Origin of the sequence: Thiohalorhabdus sp. (assembly GCF_036628635.1) — a bacterium.
Taxonomy (GTDB): domain Bacteria; phylum Pseudomonadota; class Gammaproteobacteria; order Thiohalorhabdales; family Thiohalorhabdaceae; genus Thiohalorhabdus.
On the sequence record NZ_JAZKRM010000012.1, the window covers coordinates 24,880 to 47,621 of the forward strand.

Sequence of the window (22,742 nt, forward strand, 5' to 3'; positions counted from 1 at the left end):
GCGCCACCGACCGGGTCCACGGGCCCGGTCGGGGGCGCGGGTCATTTCGCCCGCCCCCCGAATCGCAACCAGAGGCACGTCCATGTATTCCAAATCGCAGACCATCGCCGAATTCGACCCGGAGCTCCAGGAGGCTATCGATAACGAGGGCCGCCGCCAGGAAGACCATATCGAGCTGATTGCCTCGGAGAACTCCACCTCGCCGCGGGTGATGGAGGCCCAGGGCTCCAAGCTCACCAACAAATACGCCGAGGGTTACCCGGGTCGGCGCTACTACGGCGGCTGCGAGTACGTGGACGTGGTCGAGCAGCTGGCCATCGACCGCGCCAAGCAGCTGTTCGGCGCCGAGTACGCCAACGTCCAGCCCCATTCGGGCTCCCAGGCCAACCAGGCGGTATTCTTCTCGGTGCTGTCCCCCGGCGATACCATCATGGGCATGGACCTGGCCCACGGCGGCCATCTGACCCACGGCGCCAAGGTCAACCTCTCCGGTAAGCTGTTCAACGTGGTCTCCTACGGCCTCGACGCCGACACCGAGCAACTGGACTACGATCACGTCCGCGCTCAGGCCCACGAGCACCAGCCCAAGCTGATCATCGCCGGCGCCAGCGCCTACTCCCGCTCCATCGACTTCGCCCGGTTCCGCGAGATCGCCGACGAGGTGGGCGCCTGGCTGCTGGTGGACATGGCCCACATCGCCGGGCTGGTGGCGGCCGGCCAGCATCCCGATCCGGTGCCCCAAGCCCACTTCACCACCTCCACCACCCACAAGACCCTGCGCGGCCCCCGCGGCGGCCTGATCCTGACCAATGACGGTGACCTGGCCAAGAAGGTGAACTCCAACATCTTCCCCGGCATCCAGGGCGGGCCGCTTATGCACGTCATTGCCGGCAAGGCGGTGGCCTTCAAGGAGGCCATGGTTGATCCCTTCCAGGCCGATCAGAAGCAGGTGGTCAGCTCCGCCCAGACCCTGGCCCGGGTGCTGGCCGACCGCGGCTTCAAGATCGTCTCCGGGGGCACGGAAAACCATCTGTTCCTGGTTGATCTGTCCAGCAAGGGCCTCACCGGCAAGGCCGCCGAGGAGGTGTTGGGCCGCGCCAACATCACCGCCAACAAGAACGGCGTCCCCTTTGACCAGGAATCGCCCTTCGTGACCAGCGGCGTCCGCATCGGCACCGCCGCCATCACGTCCCGCGGCTACGGCGACGCCGAGGCGGAGAAGGTGGCCACCTGGATCGCCGACATCCTGGACAACCCCGAGGACGAGGCCACGGTGAGCCGGGTCAAGGAAGAGGTGCTGGCCCTTAACCGCGAATTCCCCATCTACGACTTCTAGGGCGAAACGTCCCACAGAGCAAAGCGAGGCCCCTTGCGCTGCCCCTTTTGTGGCTTTGACGAAACCCGGGTCCAGGATTCTCGCCTGGCCGAGGGCGGTGCGACCGTGCGTCGGCGGCGTGCCTGCCAGGACTGCGGCGCCCGCTTTACAACCTTCGAGCGCGCTGAGATGCGCATGCCCCAGGTGGTCAAGGGCGATGGCCGGCGCGAAGCTTTCAGCGAGGACAAGCTGGCCACCGGGCTCAAGCGGGCCCTGGAGAAGCGCCCGGTGGATAGCGAGACCGTGGAAGGGGTGGTTCGGGACATCGAACGCCGCTTGATGCAGTCCGGCGAAAAGGAGATCCCCTCGGGCCGGATCGGCGAGTGGATCATGGAGGCCCTGCGCGACCTGGACCAGGTGGCCTACGTGCGCTTCGCCTCGGTCTACCGGCGCTTCGAGGACGTCAACGCCTTCCGTGCCGAGCTCGACCGCCTGAACCGGGGGGAGGAATAGGCCCGTGGCCGGCGGCGCGGACGAGGCCGCCGACCGCCGCTTAATGCGCCGGGCCCTGGCCCTGGCCCGCCGGGGTCGGGGCTGGACCGATCCCAACCCCATGGTGGGCTGTGTTCTGGTGCGCGACGGCCGGATCGTGGGCGAGGGCTACCACGCCCGGGTGGGCGGTGCCCACGCCGAGGCGGCGGCCCTGGAGCGGGCCGGTGACGCTGCTGCGGGTGCCACCGCTTACGTGACCCTGGAGCCGTGCAGCCACCAGGGCCGCACACCGCCTTGTGCGGACCGCCTGGTGGAGGCGGGAGTTGCCCGCGTGGAGGCGGCCATGGCCGACCCCGATGAGCGCGTCAGCGGCCGTGGCCTGGAGCGGTTGCGAAAGGCTGGGGTCGAGGTAAACACGGGGGCCCTGGGCGATACCGCCGAGGCCCTCAACGCCGGCTTCGTTAAGCGCGCCCGTACCGGGTGGCCCTGGGTTACCCTAAAGCTTGCCGCCAGCCTCGACGGCCGCACCGCCACCAGCTCCGGCGAGAGCCAGTGGATCACCTCCGAGGCGGCGCGGACCGATGTCCATCGCCTGCGCCACGGCCACGCCGCCATCATCACCGGCAGCGGCACCGTGATGGCCGACGATCCCAGCCTGACCGCCCGCATCCCCGAGGGCGGTGCCCACCCCTTGCGGGTGGTGCTGGACAGCGAGCTGCGCACGGTTCCCGGAGCTCGTGTAGTTACCGGACCGGGGCGCTGCCTGGTGGTTGCGGGCCACCAGGCTTCTGCCGAGCGCCGGCAGGCCCTGGAAGCCGCCGGCACCGAGGTGATGGCGGTTCCCGCGGACGGCGACGGCCGGCTCAACCTGGCGGCGGTTTGGGATGAGCTCGGCCGCCGGGAGATCAACTCGGTTCTAGCCGAATGCGGTGCTACCCTAGCCGGTAGCATGCTTTTCGGCGGCTGGGTGGACCGTCTGGTGACCTACCAGGCGCCTACTATCATCGGCGCCGGCGGACGGGCCATGTTCGCCGTCGAGGCCATAACCAGCATGGCCGAGCGGATCGAGCTGGATGTGCTGGAGCGGCGGGAGATCGGGCCGGATTGGCGGATCACTGCCAAACCGAGTGTTCAGTGTTAAGTTTTCAGTGTTCAGTGAAGGCGAGCACCAGTGGCCTTTTTGCCGTTACTGAACACTTAAAACTGAACACTTTTAACTGGTCTTTCATGTTCACCGGAATCATCCAGGCCGTTGGCACCATCCGATCGATCGTGCCCGCAGGTGGCGATTGGCGGGTAACGGTTGATGCCGGGGATTTGGATCTGAGCGATGTCGCCGTGGGCGATAGCATCGCCGTGTCCGGCCCCTGTTTGACGGCGGTTTCGGTGGCAGCGGAGGCGTTCGATGCCGACGTCTCCACCGAAACCTGGCAGCGCACCGCCTTCGCCGACTTGGCGGTGGGCAGCCGGGTCAACCTGGAGAAGGCGCTGCTGCCCACCACTCGCCTCGGCGGCCATCTGGTCTCAGGCCATGTGGATGGCGCCGGTGTGCTCCGGGAGCGCCGGCCCGAGGCCCGCAGCGAGCGCTTCGTGGTGGAGCTACCCGAGGGTCTGGCGCGGTACGTGGCTCCCAAGGGCGCCATCGCCGTCGACGGCGTCAGCCTCACGGTTAATGGCGTCGCCGCTGGCGCGCTGCCCCGTGATGAATTTGATAGGCGAAACGGAGCCGGGGTGAAAGGGGGCCGCTTCGACGTCAACCTGGTGCCCCACACCCTGGCCTGGACCACCCTCGGCGACCGCCAGCCCGGGGACCGGGTCAACATCGAGGTGGACCTGATAGCTCGCTATCTGGAGCGCCTCCTCCCCGCGGCGGGCGGGGACGGCGGCCTGGATGGCGGGGCCCTGGCCCGCGCCTGCTTTGGCGGCCTGGGCGAAGGCGGCTAACAGGGCCCGGCGGGTTCGAACCACGCGCAGCGGGGCTTGTCTTAACTATTGCTCACCGCCAGCCAACGACGAGACCTATGGCCATCAGACCCATTTCCGAGCTGCTCGAGGACCTGCATAACGGCAAGCAGGTCATCCTCATGGATGATGAGGACCGGGAGAACGAGGGGGATCTCGTCTTCCCGGCGGAGCACGCCACGCCCGAGCAGATCAATTTCATGGCCAAGTACGGCCGGGGCCTGATCTGTCTGGCCCTGACCCCGGAGCAGACGGACCAGCTCGAGCTGCCCTTGATGGTCCGCAACCGGGACGCCAAGCACGCCACCAACTTCACGGTCTCCATCGAGGCGGCCGAAGGCGTCACCACCGGCATCTCTGCCGCCGACCGCGCCCATACCATCCAGACCGCCATCGCCCCCGATGCCGGTCCGGATGACCTGGTCCAGCCCGGCCACGTGTTTCCGTTGCGCTCGGTGGAGGGCGGGGTGCTGGCGCGCACCGGCCACACCGAGGCCTCGGTGGACCTGGCGCGCCTGGCCGGGTTCCAGCCCGCCGGGGTGATCTGCGAGATCATGAACGACGACGGCTCCATGGCCCGCCTGCCGGACCTGGAGGAATTCGCCGCCGAGCACGATCTCAAGATCGGCACCATCGCCGATCTGGTGCAGTACCGCATGGCCACCGAGTCCCTGGTGCGCAAGGCGGTGGACACGCGGCTGCCTACCGACCTCGGCGAGTTCCGCGTGGTCGCCTTCGAGTCCGACGTCGACGAGCGCGAGCACGTGGCCCTGGCCATGGGCGACATCGACGACGGTGCGCCGGTGCTCACGCGCATGCACTCGGAGTGCCTCACCGGCGACATCTTCGGCAGCCGGCGCTGCGACTGCCAGTCCCAGCTTCACGCCGCCATGGAGGAGATCGCCGCCGAGGGCCGCGGCGTCATCGTTTACCTGCGCCAAGAGGGGCGCGGCATCGGCTTGATCGACAAATTGCGCGCCTACAACCTCCAGGACGCCGGCCGCGACACGGTGGAGGCCAACACCGAGCTGGGCTATCAGGCCGACCTGCGCAACTACGGCGTGGGCGCCCAGATCCTGCGCCAGCTGGGGGTGCGCCAGCTGCGCCTTATGACCAACAATCCCAAGAAGATCATCGGCCTGCGCGGCTACGATCTGGAAGTGGTGGAACGGGTGCCGCTGATCTGCGCCAGCCACCCCGCCAACGAGCACTACCTGGCCGCCAAGCGCGACAAGCTGGGCCACCTGCTGCCCCCCGAGGGCGAGCCCGTGGACGCCCGGCGCGAGCGAACCCGGCCGCAGGTTACCGAATCCCAGGACGCCAACCGCGGAGAGTCGCATGAAGACCATTGAGGGCCAGCTGGACGCCACCGGCCTGCGCTTCGGGCTGGTCGCCAGCCGCTTCAACAGCCTGGTGGTGGACCACATGGTGGGCGGTGCCGAGGACACCCTGGTGCGCCACGGCGCCGCTAGCGACGAGCTGACCCTGATGCGCGTGCCCGGCTCGTTCGAGACCCCCCTGGCCGCCCAGCGGCTGGCCGCTACCGGCTGGTTCGACGCCATCATTGCCCTGGGGGCCGTGATCCGTGGCGCCACCCCTCACTTCGACTACGTCGCCGCCGAGGTCACTCAGGGCCTGGCCCAGGTCCAGATGGGCGCCAACATACCTGTAGGCTACGGCATCATCACTGCGGACACCGTGGAGCAGGCTATCGAGCGCGCCGGCACCAAGGCTGGCAACAAGGGCGCCGATGCCGCCATGGCGGCCCTGGAGATGGTCCGGACGCTGCAGCAGCTGGAAGGCTGAAGATTGACCGGCGACGCCCCCGACACCGACGGCGGAAAGGCCGTCTATCCCCGCCACCGGGCCCGCGAGGCGCTGGTGCAGTCGCTTTACCAGTGGCACTACAACCCCCAGGACCCGCGCGAGCTGGAGATGGAGTTCCTGGACGCCGGCTACCTGGAGGGCGCCGAGCGGGCCTTCTTCCAGCAGCTGATACGCAAGGCCGTGGACCGCCGGGAGGAGATCGACGCCCTGATCGCCCCGGCGGTGATGCCACGCCGGCTGAACGAGCTCACCGGGGTGGAGCTGGCCATCCTGCGCGCCGCCGTGTGCGAGCTGCTAGAGCGCCCCGACATCCCCGACCGGGTCACCATCAACGAGGCGGTGGAGCTGGCCAAGTCCTTCGGTACCGAGCAGGGCTACCGCTTCGTCAACGCCGTGGTCGATCGCATCGCCCGCGAAAGGCGCGAGGAGCAGGCCGCGGCCTCCCAACCCGATCCCCATGCCGGCCAATAAGGACCGCATCGGCCACATCGGCGAATTCCCCCTGATCGAGTCGCTGTTCCACCGGCAGCGCACCCTTCCGGAGGATGTCCGCACCGGCATCGGTGACGATGCCGCGGTGCTCGCCGCTGCCGGTGACGACGACTGGGTGGCGGCGGTGGACACGGTCACCGAGGGCATCCATGCCATCCCCGGCGACGACGCCGCTGCCTTCGGGTGGAAGGCGGTGGCGGTGAACGTCTCCGACCTCGCCGCCATGGGCGCCACGCCCCGCCACGCCCTGGTTGCCGCGTCCCTGCCCACCGACCTGGCCACCGAGCGCGCCGAGGCCGTGGCCGACGGCCTGCACGCCGCGCTGGCCGAGTGGGGCGTGACGCTGGTGGGCGGCGACACCGTGGCCGCCCGCGGTGGCCCCCTGAGCCTGTCGGTGACCCTGCTCGGCCGGGCCGCCAAGGGTGCCAGCCTGCGCCGCAGCGGCGCCCGCCCCGGCGACACCGTCTACGTCACCGGCACCCTGGGCGATTCCGCCGCCGGCCTGGTGCTGTTGTCCGAACCGCCGTCGGACTGGCTCGGCGCCTACGACTGGCTGGTGGCGCGTCACCGTCGTCCCCGGCCGCCGCTGGTGTTCGGCCGGGGCATCGCCGGGGCCGCCTCTGCCGCCATCGACGTCAGCGATGGCCTGGTGGCCGACCTGGGCCACATCGCCGCCGCCAGCCAGGTGGGCATCGAGCTCGATGCCGACCGGCTGCCGCTGTCGGCGCCCATGGGGGAGTGGGCCTGGGCCGCGGGAATCGATCCCGAGCGCTACGCCCTCACCGGTGGGGAGGACTTCGAGCTAGCCTTCACCGCCGGTGGCGACGCCTTTGAGGCCCTGCAGCGCGCCAAGTACACCACCGACACCCGCTTCACCGTTGTGGGCCGGGTGGTGGCCGAGCGCCCGGGGGCGGTGTTCGGCCCCGGCGTTCCGGCCGACGGCGGTTGGGAGCATTTCGCCCCGGAGGGGCAGCCGTGAAGCCGGTGGTGTGGCTCGCCGAGGGCCTGGGGTTAGGGCGCATCCCGTTCGCTCCGGGCACCTTCGGCACCCTGCTGGGGCTGCCGCTGTATTACGCGCTGGCCGCCGTGTTGCCGTGGCCGGTCTATCTGGCGGTGATCGTGGTGACCCTGCCCCTGAGCGCCTGGATCTGCGGTGTAGGGGCTACCGCCCGGGGCGAGCATGACCCCTCCAGCGTGGTCTGGGACGAGGTGGTGGGCATGCTGGTGGCCCTGACCGCCGCGCCCGCGGGGTGGGCGCCGATGGTCGTCGCCTTTATGGCCTTCCGGGCCTTTGATATTCTCAAGCCGTTCCCCGTGGGATGGCTCGACGCCCGTATGGGCGGCGGCTGGGGGGTGCTAATGGACGATGTGGTGGCGGGCGTGTACGCCCTGGCCGTGGTCCAGATCCTGTTCGCCTGGCGGCCGTGGGCGTGAGGAGTTAGGAGTGAGGGGTAATGGCCACGGCTCATCCGCAGATGTCGCAGATGTCCGCAGATGAAAACATTTGCCCAGGCAGTATTAAGGAGGACAGAAGTTTTGTCAGGGGCTTGCCCGGAGGTGGCGGCAAACCGCTCCGGGGAACCCTGCCCTTCGGGCATCCCCCAGTCGCTCATTGCAGCCACCCCCGGGCAGGTCTGGGGACTTTACTTCTGTTCCTTTTTGTAATTAGGGTCAAGCATTGATCTGCGTTCATCTGTGTCATCTGCGGATTAGGCCTCTGAGGTGACGCCTCACTCCTTACCCCTTAGTCCTCACTGAATCAGAGGCCGCGGTCATGAACGGCACCCGCGTCGAGATTCGCACCCCTGATCCCCTGCTGGCGCCCTGGGAAGCTGGGCGGGCCGCCCGGGTGCGGGCCATCGCCGCGGCCTCGGAAGAGGTGTGGCTGGAGGTGGCCTTCGCCCCGGGCCAGGAGCCCCGCCACCAAGCGGTAGCGCTGGACGGCCGCACGGTGGCCGACTGGCGCCGCAGCGGCGGCTACTTGACCATCCGCCTGCTGGAGCCGGAGCTGGCCGAGCGCGCCACCGTGGCCGCCCTGGCCGCTGCTGGCGCCGATCCGCGGCGCTCGGGCCGGTGCATCGCGCTGGCCGCCGACGGCGCGGCATTGCAGGAGGCGGCTGGACCCGGTGCCCGCCTGCGGGAGATCCTTCCCGGCGAATGGTGGCTGGAGGGCGCAGAGGGCGAGACCGCCTGGCCCGGGATGGACCCCGAGCTGCGCTCCCCCGAGGACCAGGTGGGGGCTCGGCTGGCGGAGGCCGGGCTCGCCGTCGCCGCCGCCGAATCCTGCACCGCCGGAGCGCTGGCAGAGCGCCTGACCGCCATCCCCGGCAGCTCCGGTTACGTCGACCGCGGCTGGGTGACCTACACCAACGACGCCAAGGCCGAGCTTTTGGGGGTTTCCGAGGCGGACCTGGCCGAGCACGGCGCCGTCAGCCAGCCGGTGGCCGAGGCCATGGTGCGCGGCGCCCTGGCGGGCAGCGCCGCCGATCTGGCTCTGGCCGTTACCGGCGTCGCCGGGCCCGGCGGCGGCACGGTGGACAAGCCGGTGGGCACCGTGTGGATCGGCGCCGGTCACCGGGACGGTGAGCCCTTGGCCCACCGCTTCGCCTTCTCCGGCGGCCGCAGCGAGGTGCGCTGGCGCAGCGTCAACGCGGCCCTGGGGATGGCCTGCGAGCTGGTGAGCTGAAGTGGTTCCGACTAGCGCGTTAACCGCCCTCCGAAAACAAACGTTCTCTACCTGTTCTCAACCGGGTGCGACTGCGTTACAGTTCGGGTAGGCTTGCGAACACTCCCCGGTGGCAGATGGGCACCGGCGACGCGAAAAAGGTGGCGGCTATGGATGCAGAAAAGCAGAAGGCGCTCGACTCGGCCATCAAGAACATCGATCGGCAGTTTGGCAAGGGCTCGGTCATGCGGCTCGGCGAGCAGGAAGCGGTGGATGTCCCGGCCACCCCATCGGGCTCGCTCAATCTGGACATCGCCATGGGCGTGGGCGGCTATCCGCGGGGCCGGGTGGTGGAGATCTTCGGCCCGGAGGCCTCGGGCAAGACCACGCTGACCCTTCACGCCCTGGCCGAGGCCCAGCGTCAGGGCGGCGTGGCCGCCTTCATCGACGCCGAGCACGCCCTGGACCCCACCTACGCCCGCAAGGTCGGCGTCAACGTTGACGAGTTGCTGGTGTCGCAGCCCGACACCGGCGAGCAGGCCCTGGAGATCGCCGACATGCTGGTGCGCTCCGGGGCGGTGCACGCCGTGGTCCTCGACTCGGTGGCGGCGCTGGTGCCCAAGGCCGAGATCGAGGGCGAGATGGGCGACTCCCACGTGGGCCTGCAGGCCCGGCTCATGTCCCAGGCCCTGCGCAAGCTCACCGGCTCCATCAACTCCTCCAAGACCACGGTCTTCTTCATCAACCAGATTCGGATGAAGATCGGGGTCATGTTCGGCAGCCCGGAGACCACCACCGGCGGCAACGCCCTCAAGTTCTACTCCGCCATGCGCCTGGATATCCGCCGCACCGGCGCCATCAAGCAGGGCGAGGAGGTGCTGGGCAACCACACCCGGGTCAAGGTGGTGAAGAACAAGGTGGCGCCGCCGTTCAAGGAGGCCGAGTTCGACATCCTCTACGGCGAGGGCATCTCCCGCGAGAGCGAGATCATCGATCTGGGCGTGGACCACAACCTGGTGGAAAAGTCCGGGGCCTGGTACTCCTACAACAGCGAGCGCATCGGCCAGGGCAAGCAGAACGCCCGCCAGTACCTCAAGGAAAACCCGGAGCTGGCCGACAAGCTGGAGGCGGAGATCCGCCAGGCCGCTGGGCTGAACGGCGAGGAGGCCGCCTCTGACGAGGCCGAGAGCGAGACGCAGGCGAAGGGCCAGACCCAGGCCGCCGGCAAGGCCTCGTCCGGAAAGGCCGCCAAATCCGCCAAGGGCGCCGAGCAGGCGGGCGGGAGCGAGACCGCGTCCGAGGCCTGACGCCGCGGCTGCGGGAGCACCCATGGAGGCACCGGCTCCGGATGCCGAGGCGGCCGCCTACGAGCAGGCCCTCAAGCTGCTGGTCCGCCGCGAGCACAGCCGCCGTGAGCTGGGCCACAAGCTGGGCGAGCGCGATCATCCGTCGGCCGCCACGGAGGCGGCGCTGGACCGGCTGGAGGCGGAGAACGCACTCAACGATACCCGCTTTGCCGAGGAGTACGCTCGGGCCCGGTTCGCGAAGGGGTTCGGGCCGCGCCGGGTGGAAGCGGAGCTGCGCGAGCACGGCATCGAGGGCGAGGGCCTTGCCCCGGCTAGCCTGGGCGACGAGGCCGAGCGCCAGCTCGCGGCGTCGCAGCTGACCAAGCGTTTCGGCTCGGGCGAGCCGGCCGATTTCAAGCAGCGCACCAAGCGCATGCGCTACCTCCAGCAGCGGGGCTTCGCCCCGGAGGTGTGTGCCCGCGTGGTCAAGGCCGGAGGAAACCCGGAAGGCCCTTAAAAGCTCTAATACCCAAACGAACAGAAGTAGACGATCGCCCAGCGCCCGGGGCCGGAGGCAATGAACGACCGGGGGATGCCCGTAGGGTAGGGTTCTCCGGAGTGGTTTGTCTTCGGCCGCGGGTGGGCACTGGGACAAACTACTGTTCTCCTTAGTAAGGGCCCCGTCGGCAATGCGCCGGCGGCCCAACAAACGCGGGGAGTGCGGCAACCGCCGGTGGGTGGCCGCGCTCCCGGCGTCTTTGCGCGCCCGCCAGCCGGGCGCCGCCCCTCACACTAGGTTTGCTCAAGAGGCCCGCCATGGAAGGCGCCGAGATCCGGAAACGCTTCCTCGACTTCTTCGCCGCCCGGGACCACCAGGTGGTGCCGAGCGCGTCGCTGGTCCCCCAGAACGACCCCACCCTGCTGTTCACCAACGCCGGCATGGTGCCGTTCAAGGACGTTTTCCTGGGCCGGGAGAAGCGCGACTACGTGCGCGCCGCCACCAGTCAGCGCTGTCTGCGCGCCGGCGGTAAGCACAACGATCTGGAGAACGTCGGCCATACCGCCCGGCACCACACCTTCTTCGAGATGCTGGGCAACTTCGCCTTCGGCGACTATTTCAAGCGCGAGGCCATCCAGTATGCCTGGGCCTTCCTCACCGAGGAGCTGGGCCTGCCCGCCGAGAAGCTGTTCGTTACGGTCTACACCGAGGACGAGGAGGCGGCCCGCATCTGGCTCAACGAGATGGGCATCGATCCCGGCCGCTTCGCTTACGTGGGCGCTGCCGATAACTTCTGGGCCATGGGCGACACCGGTCCCTGCGGGCCGTCCTCGGAGATCTTCTTTGATCACGGCCCCGGCCTGCCCGGGGCCCCGCCCGGCTCCGGCGAGGACGAGGGCGACCGCTTCGTGGAGATCTGGAACCTGGTGTTCATGCAGTACAACCGCGATGAGGCGGGCAACCTGCATGATCTGCCCAACCCCAACATCGATACCGGCATGGGCCTGGAGCGCATCGCCGCGGTCATGGAGGGAGTGCACAACAACTTCGATACGGACCTGTTCCTGCCCCTGATCCACAAGGCGGCGGAGCTGTCCGGGGCGGCCTATAACCAGGCCGAGGAAACCGACGTCAGCCTGCGGGTGATCGCCGACCACAGCCGCGCCTGCAGCTTTCTCATCAGCGACGGCGTCATCCCCTCCAACGAGGGCCGCGGTTACGTGCTGCGCCGCATCATCCGCCGCGCCATCCGCCACGGGCGCATGCTCGGCATCACCGAGTTGTTCTTCCACAAGCTGGTGGATCCTTTGATCGCCACCATGGGTTACCACTTCACCGAGCTGGCGGAGCAGCGGGCCACCATCGAGCGGGTCCTCAACATCGAGGAGGAGCGCTTCGCCAACACCCTGGCCGACGGCCTGGCCCTGCTGGACGAGGTCATCCGCAACCTGCCTCCGGACGCCACCGAGATCCCCGGGGAAGCGGCCTTCCGCCTGTACGATACCTACGGCTTCCCCCTGGATTTGACCGAAGACATCGCCGGGGAGCGCGGGCTCGCGGTGGACACCACCGGTTTCGACCAGCACATGGCCGAGCAGAAGGCGCGAGCCCGGGCCGCCTGGGGTGGAAGTGGCGATACCCAGGTGGCGCAGGCCTATTACGACCTGCTCGAGAGCATCGAGGGCAGCGAGTTCCTGGGCTATCAGACCCTCTCCGCCGAGGCCCGGACCACCGGCATACTAGCCGGTGATGCCTGCTACAGTGAGCTCCAGTCCGGCGAGGAAGGGGTGGTTATTCTAAACCAGACCCCCTTCTACGGCGAATCCGGAGGCCAAGTGGGGGATACCGGCCGCATCGCCACCGAGACGGCCGAGTTCGTCGTCACCGATACCCAGGTGCCCCTGCCTGGGCTGATCGCTCACGTGGGGCGATTGGCCAAGGGCAGCCTCAAGGTGGGCGAGGGCGTCTACTGTGAGGTGGACGAGTCGGCCCGTCACGCCACCGCCTATAACCACTCCGCCACCCATCTTCTGCACACTGCCCTGCGCCGCCAGATCGGCGACCACGTGCAGCAGATGGGCTCGCTGGTGGAGCCCGAGCGCCTGCGCTTCGACTTCAGCCATTACGAAGGCCTGACCCGGGACCAGGTCCGTACCATCGAGAACGAGGTGAACCGCCACATCCGGGCCAACTACGAGGTGGCTGCGGACTGGATGACCCTGGATCAGGCCCAGGCCAAGGGGGCCATCGCCTTCTTTGACGAGAAATACGGCGAGGAGGTGCGCGTCATTAGCATGGGGCCGGCCTCCATGGAGCTGTGCGGCGGCACCCACGTCTCGCGCACCGGCAATATCGGTCTGTTCAAGATCGTGGAGGAGACCGGTATCGCCGCCGGGGTGCGCCGGGTCGAGGCCCTGACCGGCCAGGAGGCGCTCAACCACGTTCAGCGCCAGGAGGATCAGCTGGGCCGCATCGCCGGCCAGCTTAAGGGCACCGAGGACACGGCCGCCGAACGGGTCGAGGAGCTGGTGGCGAGTCAGCGGGACCTGGAAAAACAGGTGGAGCAGCTCAAGAGCAAGCTGGCCTCGGCCCAAAGCGGCGATCTGCTGGACGACGTCCAGGAGGTGGGCGGCATCCAGGTGCTGGCCGCCAGCCTGGAGGGCCAGGATCCCAAGTCCCTGCGCCAGACCGTGGATCAGCTCAAGAACAAGATGGGGTCGGGGGTCATTGTCCTGGGGGTCCCGGACCGGGAGGCCGGCAAAGTGAGCCTCATCGCCGGGGTCACCTCCGACCTGACCGATCGCATCGCCGCCGGGGACCTGGTCAACCACGTGGCCGAGAAGGTGGGCGGCAAGGGTGGTGGCCGGCCGGATATGGCCCAGGCCGGAGGCAAGGAGCCCGACAAGCTCGATGCCGCCCTGGAGCGGGTCAGTGACTACGTGGAGGGGCTTCTGACGATCTGAGCCGACCTAGCCAGGGGCTCGTTAACGGGCGGCCCGAAGGGCCGCTGGTTGGGTGAAGGCCTACTTCCCCGTTTCGATGGTGTAGAATAGGTCACCGCCAGTTTGCCGGGTGCTGGACTCGGTTACCAGCTGCCAATGCTCCGACAGGGTGTACTGCATGCGCAGGGTGTTCACGGCCTCGAACAGACCGATGCCGTAGCTCACATAAAGCCGGGGTGACAGGTGTTTGCCCAGAACAAGGGCGGTCTCTTCGCCCGTCTCGCCCGGCTGGGTCTGGAGGCCGACCTCGTCCAGGCCGAGTTCGGTGCCCACCGCCTCAGCCACCTTGCCCCCGCCCCGGGCCCCCAGCATGAGCGCGGCCCGACTAAGGGCGGCGTGCTCGCCCCCGGAGGTGTTCTCCAGGGAACGCCCCAGGACCAGCCAGGACAGCTGCTCGCTCTGGGTCATGGGCGGCTCGGAGAACAGCTCGAACCGGGGTTCGCGCAGGCGCCCGGAGGCGCGCACGCCCACCAGGATGTCGGTGCGGGGGCGGCGCACGGCACGCACCTCTAGGCCCGGGTCGCTCACCGGGCCGCCGCCGAACAGCAGCTTGCCGGTTTCGATGGTCAAGCGCTGGCCGTAGGCGCGGTAGATTCCTTCCTCGGTGCGCAGCTCGCCGGAAGCGGTTGTGGGCCGGTCGGGCTCGGTTACCAAGGTCAGGTCGCCCCCGATGCGGCTGGAAAGACCGAACCCCTCCAAGGAAACCGCGTCCCCCATGACCAGGCGCACCTGGCTGGTTACGCGCCAAGGCACCGCCGCCTCTTCCTCCGCCTCCTCCGGCCGCACGATGACCTGGTCTGGGGAAACCGTGACAGCCCCCTGGGCGGGGAGGTCCTTGAGAGTGATGGCCGCACGCGGTACGCGGATCTGGCCATCCACGGCAAGGTCTCGGCCGCTTAGGGCCAGCGACAGCTCCGGCGACACCCAGACCCGGGCCCTGGGGGTGTCGTAGATTTGAAAATCCTGGCCCCATAGGCGCAGATCGCCCTGCCGTTTTTCTTCTCCCAGACGGGTTTGGCCCGCCAGCTGCAATCGGCCGCCCCCGGAACGGGCGGAACCGGTCAGCTCCAGGGTCCCTTGGGGACCGGGCTCGGCGGCCAGGGTCAGGTCCTGAAAGGTAATTCCGGGGCTGTCCAGGCCCAGGCGCTCGGCGCTGACCGCGATGCGCCCCGACCAGCCCGGCCGGCCGAGGCTGCCCTGCAGGCGCAGATCGGCCTCGGCCCGGCCCTTCAGCTCGGTGATCTCCGGAACCATAACGGGGACCACACCGAGCTCGGTGATTTGGCCCTGGAGGCGACCGGTGGCGGGCGCTCCGATCAATGGGCCCCGGTCCTGGGGAACCCGCAGGTTGGCCCGGAGGTGGTCGGCTTGCCCCAGGTCCAGCTCGGCTCGGGCGCGGATAGCCTCCGGAGTGGCGCTCAAGCGGACGCGGCTGGGCCGGAAGGCGACCACCTGCCCCGGCTCCTCGTCCCCCCTGGTGTGCAGGAGCTGTCCGGAGCCGGTGGCCAGCTCCGCCTCCCCGGTCAGGATTCCGTCCTCCCAAGCCAGCTTCCCGGAGCCGCCAACCCGACCCTCCAGAGCAGTGCCCGGGGGCAGCAGCGGCAGCAGGTAACCCAGGGGCAGGGCCTGGGCGCGGTACCGAGCGGCCGCCTTGTCCGGCGCCACCTCCCCGGCCAGGCACAGGCGGGGTCCGCCGGCGGTAAAGCAGGCTTCCTCCAGGGTGGCCCGACCGGGGCCGGCCGATCCCGAGGCCGGATCCTCGAGGTGCCAGTCCCGTGGCAGTTGAAGCCAACCGAGCTGGGCGCGGTTCAGGGTGAAGTCCCAGTGGTTTTCGGCCCGTCGCCAGCGGCCGTCCAGGCTGGCCTCCACGGTGGCGGTTTCGGTGGCGGCTGCGAGGTCGAGGGTATGGTCCAGAGGCTGCCCGCCGAGCTCGAGCCGCAGCCGCTTCAGGGGTCGGCCCGCCAGGACCGCCTCATCCACCGCCAGGCGCATATCGGAAGGCTCGGCGCCGCCCAGGTCCAGCCGCCCGGCCAGCTCCAGCTTGCCGACATGGTGCTCGGCGAAAGCAATGTCGGCGCCGGTAATCTCGGTGCGAATGGCGGGCTCCGTTCGAGTCCCGGTGAGCCGACCGGAACCGCCGAGGCTGCCGCCGGCCTCGGGATGGAGCACCCCGAGGTCGGGGCTGTCCACGCGCCAATTCAGATCCAGGTCCTCGGCCACCCGGCCTTTCACCGTGGCGGTGGTGCCTTCGGCGGCGAGCTCCAGGCCCGCCACCTCCAGTCGGCCCGGGCGAAAGCTCCCGGATCCGGAGACCGCCACCTCACGGTCCCGAAGGTGGCCCGACAGGTCCAGCCGGGGCAGCTCGACCCGCGGTCCGCCTTTCGGCCAGCTGCCCGCTGCCGTAATGCGTCCCTCCAGGCTCCCGGGCCAGCGGTCGAGCCAGAGGCCCGGATCCAGCTGCGAGAACCGCAGGTCCAGGCGGGCGTCCGGGTGGGGGTGCCAGGCCGCCTTACCCTCGCCGTCGAGGGTGCCGCCCAGGACCTCGGCGCGGAAACGCTCCAGGACGAGGCCCTCAAGATCGCCCCGGCCCTGCGACCGGATCCGTCCGGTGTGGTCCCCGGCGTGGTCGAGCCCGGCATCGAGATGAAAGGTGTAGTCGCTGGGGCGACCGGTGACGGTCAGCTCGCCGTCGGGGGAGGCCAGGTCCAGCTCCCGGTCGGGCCAGGCCAGGTTACGCCAGCGGATTTTGCCGCCCAGGTCTTCCGCCCCGTAGGTAAGGGCGGCATCCACCCGGCCGCGATCGTTGACCCGCCCGTGGACCGTCGCCGCCAGGTGGGTCGGGGTTCCGGAAAGCCGCCACCGCCCGCTGGGGGAGCGCCACCGGGCCCGGCCGCTGAATGGCCAGCGTAGGCCGGTCCAGTCCCCTCTCAGGTCCACGTGCAGCGCCTGATCGGGCCGGGCGATCTCACCGCGGGCGGTAATGCGGCCGGGAATCTCGTCTGCGGTGGCCTCCACTTGGTCCAGGACCAGCCTCGTGCCGGCAAGCTCCGCCCCGAAGTTGGCGGCGGTGCGGAAGGGGCCCACATCGGGATGGCGGCCCTGGAGTGTCAGGCGCCCTTGCGCGGAAGCGGTGTCGCCTTCTGCCACCAGGTGCCAGTCCCCCGTTACCGGCGGCAGGTCGTCGGCCAGCTGGCTCGGATCCAGGTTCTCGGCGCGGGCGCTCAGGGCCCAGCGCGGTTCGGTCAGGGGATTGTCGATGCGAACCTCTGCCTGCAAGGGCAGGGGGGGATCCATCCGCTGGATCAGGGTGAGCGCCTGGCCCAGGTCACCGTTGAGGCGGGTTCGGCCCGATAGCCGCGGTTGCTCGGGCAGGGTCAGAGCCCAGTCCAGGCTGGCTTCCAACGGGTAGTCGCCGGAGGGCGCCACAGTTGCCTCGCCGCTCAGGGTCAGTGCCGGGGCAGCCACCCGGAGATTACGGGCGTAAACGGCATCCGCGCCGGCACCGATCTCGGCCTGGAGATGGCGGATGGTCCGGGGCTCGGCCTCCGGGCTCGGGTACAGGCTTACCCGGCGTAGATCCAGATCCTGGACCTCCAGCGCCACCGGCGGCGTCCAGGCCTCCAGGGGGGCTGGTGAAGGGGAAGGCTCCGTAGCGGGAGATGTCTCGGCCGGGCGGTGGGTGATCCGGAGGCCTTCGCCGCGGAGGTAGTCCAGCATCAGGTCGCCGCCCAGGAGCGCCAGCGGCTCCCAGTCCAGCTCGGCCTGATCCAGCCGCATGTGGAAGCTTGCCCCGTCGACGGTGAGACCCCGGATCCGGATGGGGCCGACAAGCCGGCCGGAAACCGCCTCGGCCTGGACGGTGGGGGCCAGATAGGGTGCCACCTGGCCCCAGACCAGGGCCAGGCCGGTGGCGCTGAGCAGCAGGTAGGCGATGCCCCCTACCAGCGCCGCCAGCAGCCCCCAACTGAGCAGGACGCGGACCGTCAAAGGTCTGGCCCCATGCTGAAATGGATGCTGAAATCCCGGTCCGGGTTGTCGAGGGGGACTGCGTAGTCCAGGCGGATGGTGCCGATGGGCGAGAACCAGCGAAGGCCCCCTCCGGCCCCGGCCTTGGGCTCGGGGGGCCAGTCGTCGGCGGCGTTGCCGGCGTCGTAGAAGGCGGCGACACCCCAGTTGCCGATGGCCCGCAGGTCGGCCTCGATCTTGCCGGAGGCCAGGTGCTGGCCACCGACTACGTCACCGGCGGCGTTCTCGGGCGCTAGGGACTGGTAGGCATAGCCGCGCACGCTCCGGGCGCCGCCGGCGAAGAAACGCTCCGAGGCGGGCAGCGCGGCGAAATCATCGGTGAAATTGGCCCCCACCTCTAACCGGGCAAGCAGGCGGACACGGGAGCCCAGACCCAGGACGGCCTGAAGTCGGCTGCGCAGTTGCGTAAAGCGGCTGTCGGCGAGCAGGTCTTCGTGGGCACCGTGGACGTCGGCGAACAGGCTCCATCCCCGCCTGGGGCGGACGGGGTCATCGCTGCGGGTCCGGCTCAGGCTGATTCCCGGTGTGAATAGCCGGCTACGCTGGCTCTCGTCGCTGAAGACGAACCGCTCCATGGCATAGCGGGTGTAGATGCTGCGCTGCCAGCCCCGCCACCTCCGGTCGCGGCTGATGCCCACGCTGTACTTATGGCTGATTCCGTCGCCGAGCTCCGACCGCGCGTAGCTACCGGTGAAGCTCATGGTGTCGGTTCGCGGGTCGCCAATGGGGATAAGGTAGCGGGCGCTAAAATCCTGGCGCACCGCGGAAACCATCAGGTCGGTGCGGAAGCGGTGTCCGCTACGGTTGAGGCGCCGCAGCTCAAGACCGGCGCTCAGGCGCGGCCCGGTGTCGGTCCCGTAGCCCAGCCCCAGGCTGTACTTGCGCGATGCCCGCGGGTCGGTCGCCACCACCACGGGCACTGCCACGGCTCCGGCGCCGTTGCCTTCCGGATGCAGTGGTTTCGCCCGGCTGCGCTGCAAGTCTACGTTGACCCGCTGGAAGTAGGGGGTGTCCGACAGGGCGAGCTGGAGGTCCAGCAGGCGCCCTGAGGTCAGCCGGTCGCCCGCTTGCACAGGTACCATGCGCGCAACCAGGTCCTTTGCCAGGATTTCCTGGACCACCCGGATGTCGCCGAAATGATAGGCCGGCCCGCTGGCCAGCACCAAGTGGATTTCGGCCTTTCCCGCCTCTGGTCGCACTCGCAGCTCATTGCGCCGGTAGACCGCGTCCAGATAGCCCCGCTGCACCGCAGTTTCGATAAGCTTGCGCTTGGTATTGGTGTAGTCGCCATGGTGGAGGCGTTCGCCCCGCTGCAGGGCGCTGTCGGTGATCACCTGGTTCAGGGCATCGTCGTCGGCACCGGGGCCGACGACGGCGACTTCGAGGCCGGCGATGCGCACTGCCGGACCGGGATCCACTCGGTAGCGTGCGGTCCAGCCCTCCGCTTCGGTGGCTAGGTTGGCGCGAACGGTGGGCTGGTAGTAGCCAAAGGGCTGCAGGGCCCGTCGGATCTCCTCCGGGGCTTGGCGGTGGGCCCGCCGCACCTGCTCCGGTTCGGCCTCGGCGGAACCGGCCAGGTCGGTGATGCCGAGATAGGCCCTGACGTTATCGCGCACCTCCCCCGAGACCCCGCTGATCTCGACCGATCCGCCACCCTCTTCGGCAACAGCCGGCAGGGGATGCCCCAGCAAAAGGCACAGGCAAACGAAGGCCCGGGCAGGGCCCGGGCCAGCGCTGCGGCGGACGGCCGTTGCCATTGGCAAGGCGGATGGGCTCACCCGGGCGAAGGAAAGCCTACTCGGGCGCCTCCATCTGGGTCTGCAGGTAGTTTTGGATGCCAACCCGTTCGATCAGCGCCAGCTGGGTTTCCAGGAAGTCCACGTGGGCCTCCTCGTCGTCCAGGATGCGCTGGAGGAGGTCCTTGGAAACGTCGTCGCCGTTGTCGCGACAGTAAGTAATCCCGGCCCGCAGGTCGGGAATGGCCTCGTGTTCCAGGGCCAGGTCGTTGCTCAGCTGCTCCTGGACGGTTTCGCCCACCCTCAGCTTACCCAGCTCCTGCAGGTTGGGTAGGCCTTCGAGGACTAGGATGCGGTCCATCAATCGCTCCGCATGGTGCATCTCCTCAATGCTCTCGTTGCGGCTGGTGGCGGCAAGCTTCTGGAAGCCCCAGTCCGCGCACATCTTGGCGTGCATGAAGTACTGGTTGATGGCGGTAAGCTCGTTCTTGAGAACGGTATTCAGGTGCTCGACGGCCTTGGCGTCGCCTTTCATCGCGAACCTCTGCGTAGCGGTAAGGGTATTCTCTCTGCCCACGATAGCAGAAGGGGGGCCGGGATAAGAAAAGCCCCGCGTTGGGACGCGGGGCCTGCCAGGGCAAGTAGGGAGTCGTTCAGGCCGTCTGGAAGTCCGGGAGTTCCTCGGTATCGCCGGCCTGGCTGTGGGCCTCGTGAAGGCAGGCCATGGCTATGTCGGCGCAGGTGCCGCAGCCGGTAGCTAGTCCCAGCATGTCCTGCAGGTCGGCGAGGGTGCGGGCCCCCTCTGCCGCCGCCTGGTGGATGCTGCCGTCGCTAACCGCGTTGCAGATGCAGACGTACATGGCTACCTCCTCGCCGACCGGATCGATGTTCCAACAATAATGGAAACGCGAATGATTCGCAACGGCTTTCCAATTGTTGGGACCGGCTACCGCCTGGGAGGTTCCCGGGTCCGGCTCGGTGGCTCAGGGGCGGCCGTTCTCGCCCGATCCGGACCCGCCCGGAGGATCGGTCTTTTGCTGCTGGTGCCAGGCCAGCAGGTGGACCTCGGCGCGACTCCCCAGATAGACGTAGATGCCTAGGGCGATGAGCAGGCCCACTACGGTCAGCATCATGCCTACCGCCGCCAGCAGCCCACTGCCGTCGCCCAGGGCGGCCTTGAACATCAGCAGCAGCGACTCGATGGACACCGCGATCAGGATGGCGGCGATGAACCGGGTGATGGTGCGGCGGGTGGAGCTGTGCCGGAAGATGTCCTTGTGGGTGAGCACCTCCTCCTCGAGGATGGTCTTGGCCAGGTCGAAGATGGCCAGCGACAGGGTCAGGAAGATGATCACCCCGAAGGGTTTGAGGTGCTTGGCCGTTTCGCCCGAATCCCCTCCGGGCAGCAGGTCGCGCAGCTCCTGGAAGGAGAAGGTCAGCAGCACCGCCACCACCGCCAGCAGGCCGACGACGATGAGGCCGTAGACCGCCTTGAAGAAAGGCTGAAAGCGCCGCCGGGCGCTGTCGCCCAGCAAGAAGGCGACGATTTCGGCAAGGTCGGCGTCGAGCACCACATAGCCTTCCACCGTGCCGGCCTCATCACGCGAGGGCAGGGCGGCCGAGAGACACAGATGGCGGGCGGTGCTGGACAGATAGGGCTCGGTGACCACCAGGTCATGGGCCGTCGTCACCTTCCGGTAGTAGGGTCGCTGGCTGCGGTCGGCACCGCGGCCGGTGCGCGGCGAGCTTTTGCGAGGGTTCACGGCGTTGTCCGTGATCTGGCGACCGTCGGGGTCCAGGGCGTAGACCATGTCCACGAAGGCATAGCGATCGCTTACGGCGCTGACCGCCGACTGCAGGGCCTCGGTGTCGTCGAGCGCGCCGTTGTCGGCGATGCCAGTAAGGATGGAGGTCAGCAGGTCGCCGATGGCCTCCTGGTGGTCGTGGTAGCGTTCGAGCAGCTGGATGTAGCTCATATGGCTCATGGGGTGTTTCCGGCCGGTGGGACAATGGCGGCATTCAATATGCAAGGGGTATGCCGGGGCGGGCTGGGGCGCTTTGGCGGGCATCGTCTCCCGGAGGCGCTTCGTGTGCGATATAATGACCCACTTACCGGGGACCGTCTGCACCATAAAGGTGCAGCGACCCCCGATCCGGATCGCATAGGATACCGATGGCCCTGATCGTTCAGAAAATCGGAGGCAGCTCCCTCGCGGATGTGGCTCGGATCCGCCACGCCGCCGAGCGGGTGGTGGCCGAGAAGGAGCGCGGCAACGACGTCGTGGTGGTGGTTTCGGCAATGGGCGGCCAGACCGATCAGCTGGTGGCCATGGCCCAGGAGCTGCACGATCGCCCGCCGGGGCGGGAGATGGACCAGCTGCTGGCCTCGGGCGAGCAGGTCACCATCAGCCTGATGGCCATGGCCCTGATGCAGCGCCAGCAGCACGCGCGCTCGTTCAGCGGCGGCCAGGTGGCGGTGCACACCGACGGTGTTTCCACCCGGGCGCGCATCACCGACATCGACCGCGAAAATCTGCGCGCGGTACTGGAGGCCGGCGGCATCCCGGTGGTGGCCGGCTTCCAGGGGATCGGTCCCGAGGGCGAGGTGACCACTCTCGGCCGCGGCGGCTCGGACACCACCGCAGTGGCCCTGGCAGCGGCCCTGGAGGCCGACGAGTGCCACATCTATACCGACGTGGACGGGGTCTACACCACCGATCCGCGCATCGTTCCCGAGGCCCGGCGCCTGGCCAAGATCACATTCGAGGAGATGATCGAGCTGGCCAGTCTGGGGTCCAAGGTCCTGCAGATCCGCGCCGTGGAATTCGCCGGCAAGTACAGCGTTCCGGTGCGTGTGCGCTCCACCTTCGACGATGGCGAGGGGACGCTCATCACCGTGGAGGAGGAGGACATGGAAAAGGCCCTGGTTTCCGGCATCGCCCATAACGAGGACGAGGCCAAGGTCACCATCATCGGCGTCCCCGACCGCCCCGGCATCGCCCATGCGGTGGTGGGAGCGGTATCCCGGGAGAACGTCAACGTCGACATGATCATCCAGAACCAAGGGGAGCACGGCAAGACCGATTTCACCTTCACCGTGCCCCGCTCGGACTATCCGCTGGTAATGGACACCCTCGACCCCGTGTGCAAGCAGATCGAGGCGGAGGCCCTCACCGGCAGCGACCGCATCGCCAAGATCTCCATGGTGGGAGTGGGCATGCGCAGCCACGCCGGCGTCGCTGACCGTATGTTCGAGGCCCTCTCCCGCGAGGGGGTCAACATCCAGATGATCGCTACCTCCGAGATCAAGGTGTCGGTGGTGGTTGACCAGAAGTACACCGAGCTTGCCGTTCGGGCCCTGCACGAGGCCTTCGAGCTGGACAAGCCGGTGGATGAGCGCGACCACATCCATTGAGCGAGTGAGCAGCGAGGGGTAACGG

Annotated in this window: 19 protein-coding genes; 14 read left to right on the forward strand and 5 right to left on the reverse strand. The window is 68.7% G+C overall.

From position 1 onward, the window contains the following. Positions 1–82: 82 nt before the first annotated feature. The 13 genes from glyA (at position 83) to alaS (ending at position 13,501) form a co-directional block, all read left to right on the forward strand. Positions 83–1,336: a serine hydroxymethyltransferase gene (gene glyA / locus V5A19_RS05765; protein ID WP_332319041.1), complete on the forward strand. Its 1,254-nt coding sequence runs from the start codon at positions 83–85 to the stop codon at positions 1,334–1,336. A 33-nt stretch (positions 1,337–1,369) separates the two neighbouring features. After that, the gene (gene nrdR, locus V5A19_RS05770; RefSeq protein WP_332319042.1) at positions 1,370–1,828 is read left to right on the forward strand and encodes a transcriptional regulator NrdR; all 459 of its coding nucleotides are present in this window, start codon (positions 1,370–1,372) and stop codon (positions 1,826–1,828) included. A 4-nt stretch (positions 1,829–1,832) separates the two neighbouring features. Beyond that, positions 1,833–2,948, forward strand: coding sequence for a bifunctional diaminohydroxyphosphoribosylaminopyrimidine deaminase/5-amino-6-(5-phosphoribosylamino)uracil reductase RibD (gene ribD / locus V5A19_RS05775; RefSeq protein ID WP_332319043.1), 1,116 nt, complete (start codon positions 1,833–1,835; stop codon positions 2,946–2,948). Positions 2,949–3,034: 86 nt separating this feature from the next. After that, positions 3,035–3,751, forward strand: a complete 717-nt coding sequence (locus V5A19_RS05780) for a riboflavin synthase (protein ID WP_332319044.1) — start codon at positions 3,035–3,037, stop codon at positions 3,749–3,751. Between the two features lie 77 nt (positions 3,752–3,828). Continuing rightward, positions 3,829–5,121, forward strand: coding sequence for a bifunctional 3,4-dihydroxy-2-butanone-4-phosphate synthase/GTP cyclohydrolase II (locus V5A19_RS05785; protein WP_332319045.1), 1,293 nt, complete (start codon positions 3,829–3,831; stop codon positions 5,119–5,121). Then, positions 5,108–5,575, forward strand: a complete 468-nt coding sequence (ribH, locus tag V5A19_RS05790; protein ID WP_332319046.1) for a 6,7-dimethyl-8-ribityllumazine synthase — start codon at positions 5,108–5,110, stop codon at positions 5,573–5,575. The genes V5A19_RS05785 and ribH overlap by 14 nt, the downstream gene beginning before the upstream one ends. Positions 5,576–5,578: 3 nt before the next feature. After that, the gene (gene nusB, locus V5A19_RS05795; protein WP_332319047.1) at positions 5,579–6,067 is read left to right on the forward strand and encodes a transcription antitermination factor NusB; all 489 of its coding nucleotides are present in this window, start codon (positions 5,579–5,581) and stop codon (positions 6,065–6,067) included. Further along, positions 6,054–7,067 (forward strand): thiamine-phosphate kinase, encoded by a 1,014-nt coding sequence (gene thiL / locus V5A19_RS05800; RefSeq protein WP_332327733.1) that lies wholly within the window; start codon positions 6,054–6,056, stop codon positions 7,065–7,067. Before nusB ends, thiL begins: the two co-directional genes overlap by 14 nt. Further along, a complete protein-coding gene (locus V5A19_RS05805) occupies positions 7,064–7,522 on the forward strand; it encodes a phosphatidylglycerophosphatase A family protein (protein ID WP_332317197.1) in 459 nt (152 codons plus the stop codon). Before thiL ends, V5A19_RS05805 begins: the two co-directional genes overlap by 4 nt. A 340-nt stretch (positions 7,523–7,862) precedes the next feature. Then, complete coding sequence (locus V5A19_RS05810) at positions 7,863–8,774, forward strand: CinA family protein (protein WP_332317198.1); 912 nt, start codon at positions 7,863–7,865, stop codon at positions 8,772–8,774. A gap of 149 nt (positions 8,775–8,923) precedes the next feature. Continuing rightward, a complete protein-coding gene (recA, locus tag V5A19_RS05815; RefSeq protein WP_443081382.1) occupies positions 8,924–10,060 on the forward strand; it encodes a recombinase RecA in 1,137 nt (378 codons plus the stop codon). 22 nt (positions 10,061–10,082) lie between these two features. Next, complete coding sequence (locus V5A19_RS05820) at positions 10,083–10,556, forward strand: regulatory protein RecX (RefSeq protein WP_332317199.1); 474 nt, start codon at positions 10,083–10,085, stop codon at positions 10,554–10,556. Positions 10,557–10,855: 299 nt separating this feature from the next. Further along, a complete protein-coding gene (gene alaS, locus V5A19_RS05825) occupies positions 10,856–13,501 on the forward strand; it encodes an alanine--tRNA ligase (RefSeq protein WP_332317200.1) in 2,646 nt (881 codons plus the stop codon). A 60-nt stretch (positions 13,502–13,561) separates the two neighbouring features. Here the strand turns inward: alaS and V5A19_RS05830 are convergent, their stop codons facing one another. The 5 genes from V5A19_RS05830 to V5A19_RS05850 form a co-directional block, all read right to left on the reverse strand. Then, a complete protein-coding gene (locus V5A19_RS05830; RefSeq protein ID WP_332327734.1) occupies positions 13,562–17,527 on the reverse strand; it encodes a translocation/assembly module TamB domain-containing protein in 3,966 nt (1,321 codons plus the stop codon). Then, complete coding sequence (locus V5A19_RS05835; protein WP_332317202.1) at positions 17,524–19,323, reverse strand: autotransporter assembly complex protein TamA; 1,800 nt, start codon at positions 19,321–19,323, stop codon at positions 17,524–17,526. The genes V5A19_RS05830 and V5A19_RS05835 overlap by 4 nt, the downstream gene beginning before the upstream one ends. Before the next feature lie 37 nt (positions 19,324–19,360). Beyond that, entirely contained in the window at positions 19,361–19,837 is a 477-nt protein-coding gene (gene bfr, locus V5A19_RS05840; protein ID WP_332317203.1) for a bacterioferritin, read from the reverse strand. 118 nt (positions 19,838–19,955) lie between these two features. Continuing rightward, complete coding sequence (locus tag V5A19_RS05845) at positions 19,956–20,162, reverse strand: (2Fe-2S)-binding protein (protein ID WP_332317204.1); 207 nt, start codon at positions 20,160–20,162, stop codon at positions 19,956–19,958. Between the two features lie 123 nt (positions 20,163–20,285). Next, on the reverse strand, positions 20,286–21,287 hold the full coding sequence (locus V5A19_RS05850; RefSeq protein ID WP_332317205.1) for a PDC sensor domain-containing protein: 1,002 nt from the start codon (positions 21,285–21,287) through the stop codon (positions 20,286–20,288). A 188-nt stretch (positions 21,288–21,475) separates the two neighbouring features. Here V5A19_RS05850 and V5A19_RS05855 point away from each other — a divergent pair, with 188 nt between their 5' ends. Beyond that, entirely contained in the window at positions 21,476–22,717 is a 1,242-nt protein-coding gene (locus tag V5A19_RS05855) for an aspartate kinase (RefSeq protein ID WP_332317206.1), read from the forward strand. Positions 22,718–22,742: the final 25 nt, after the last annotated feature.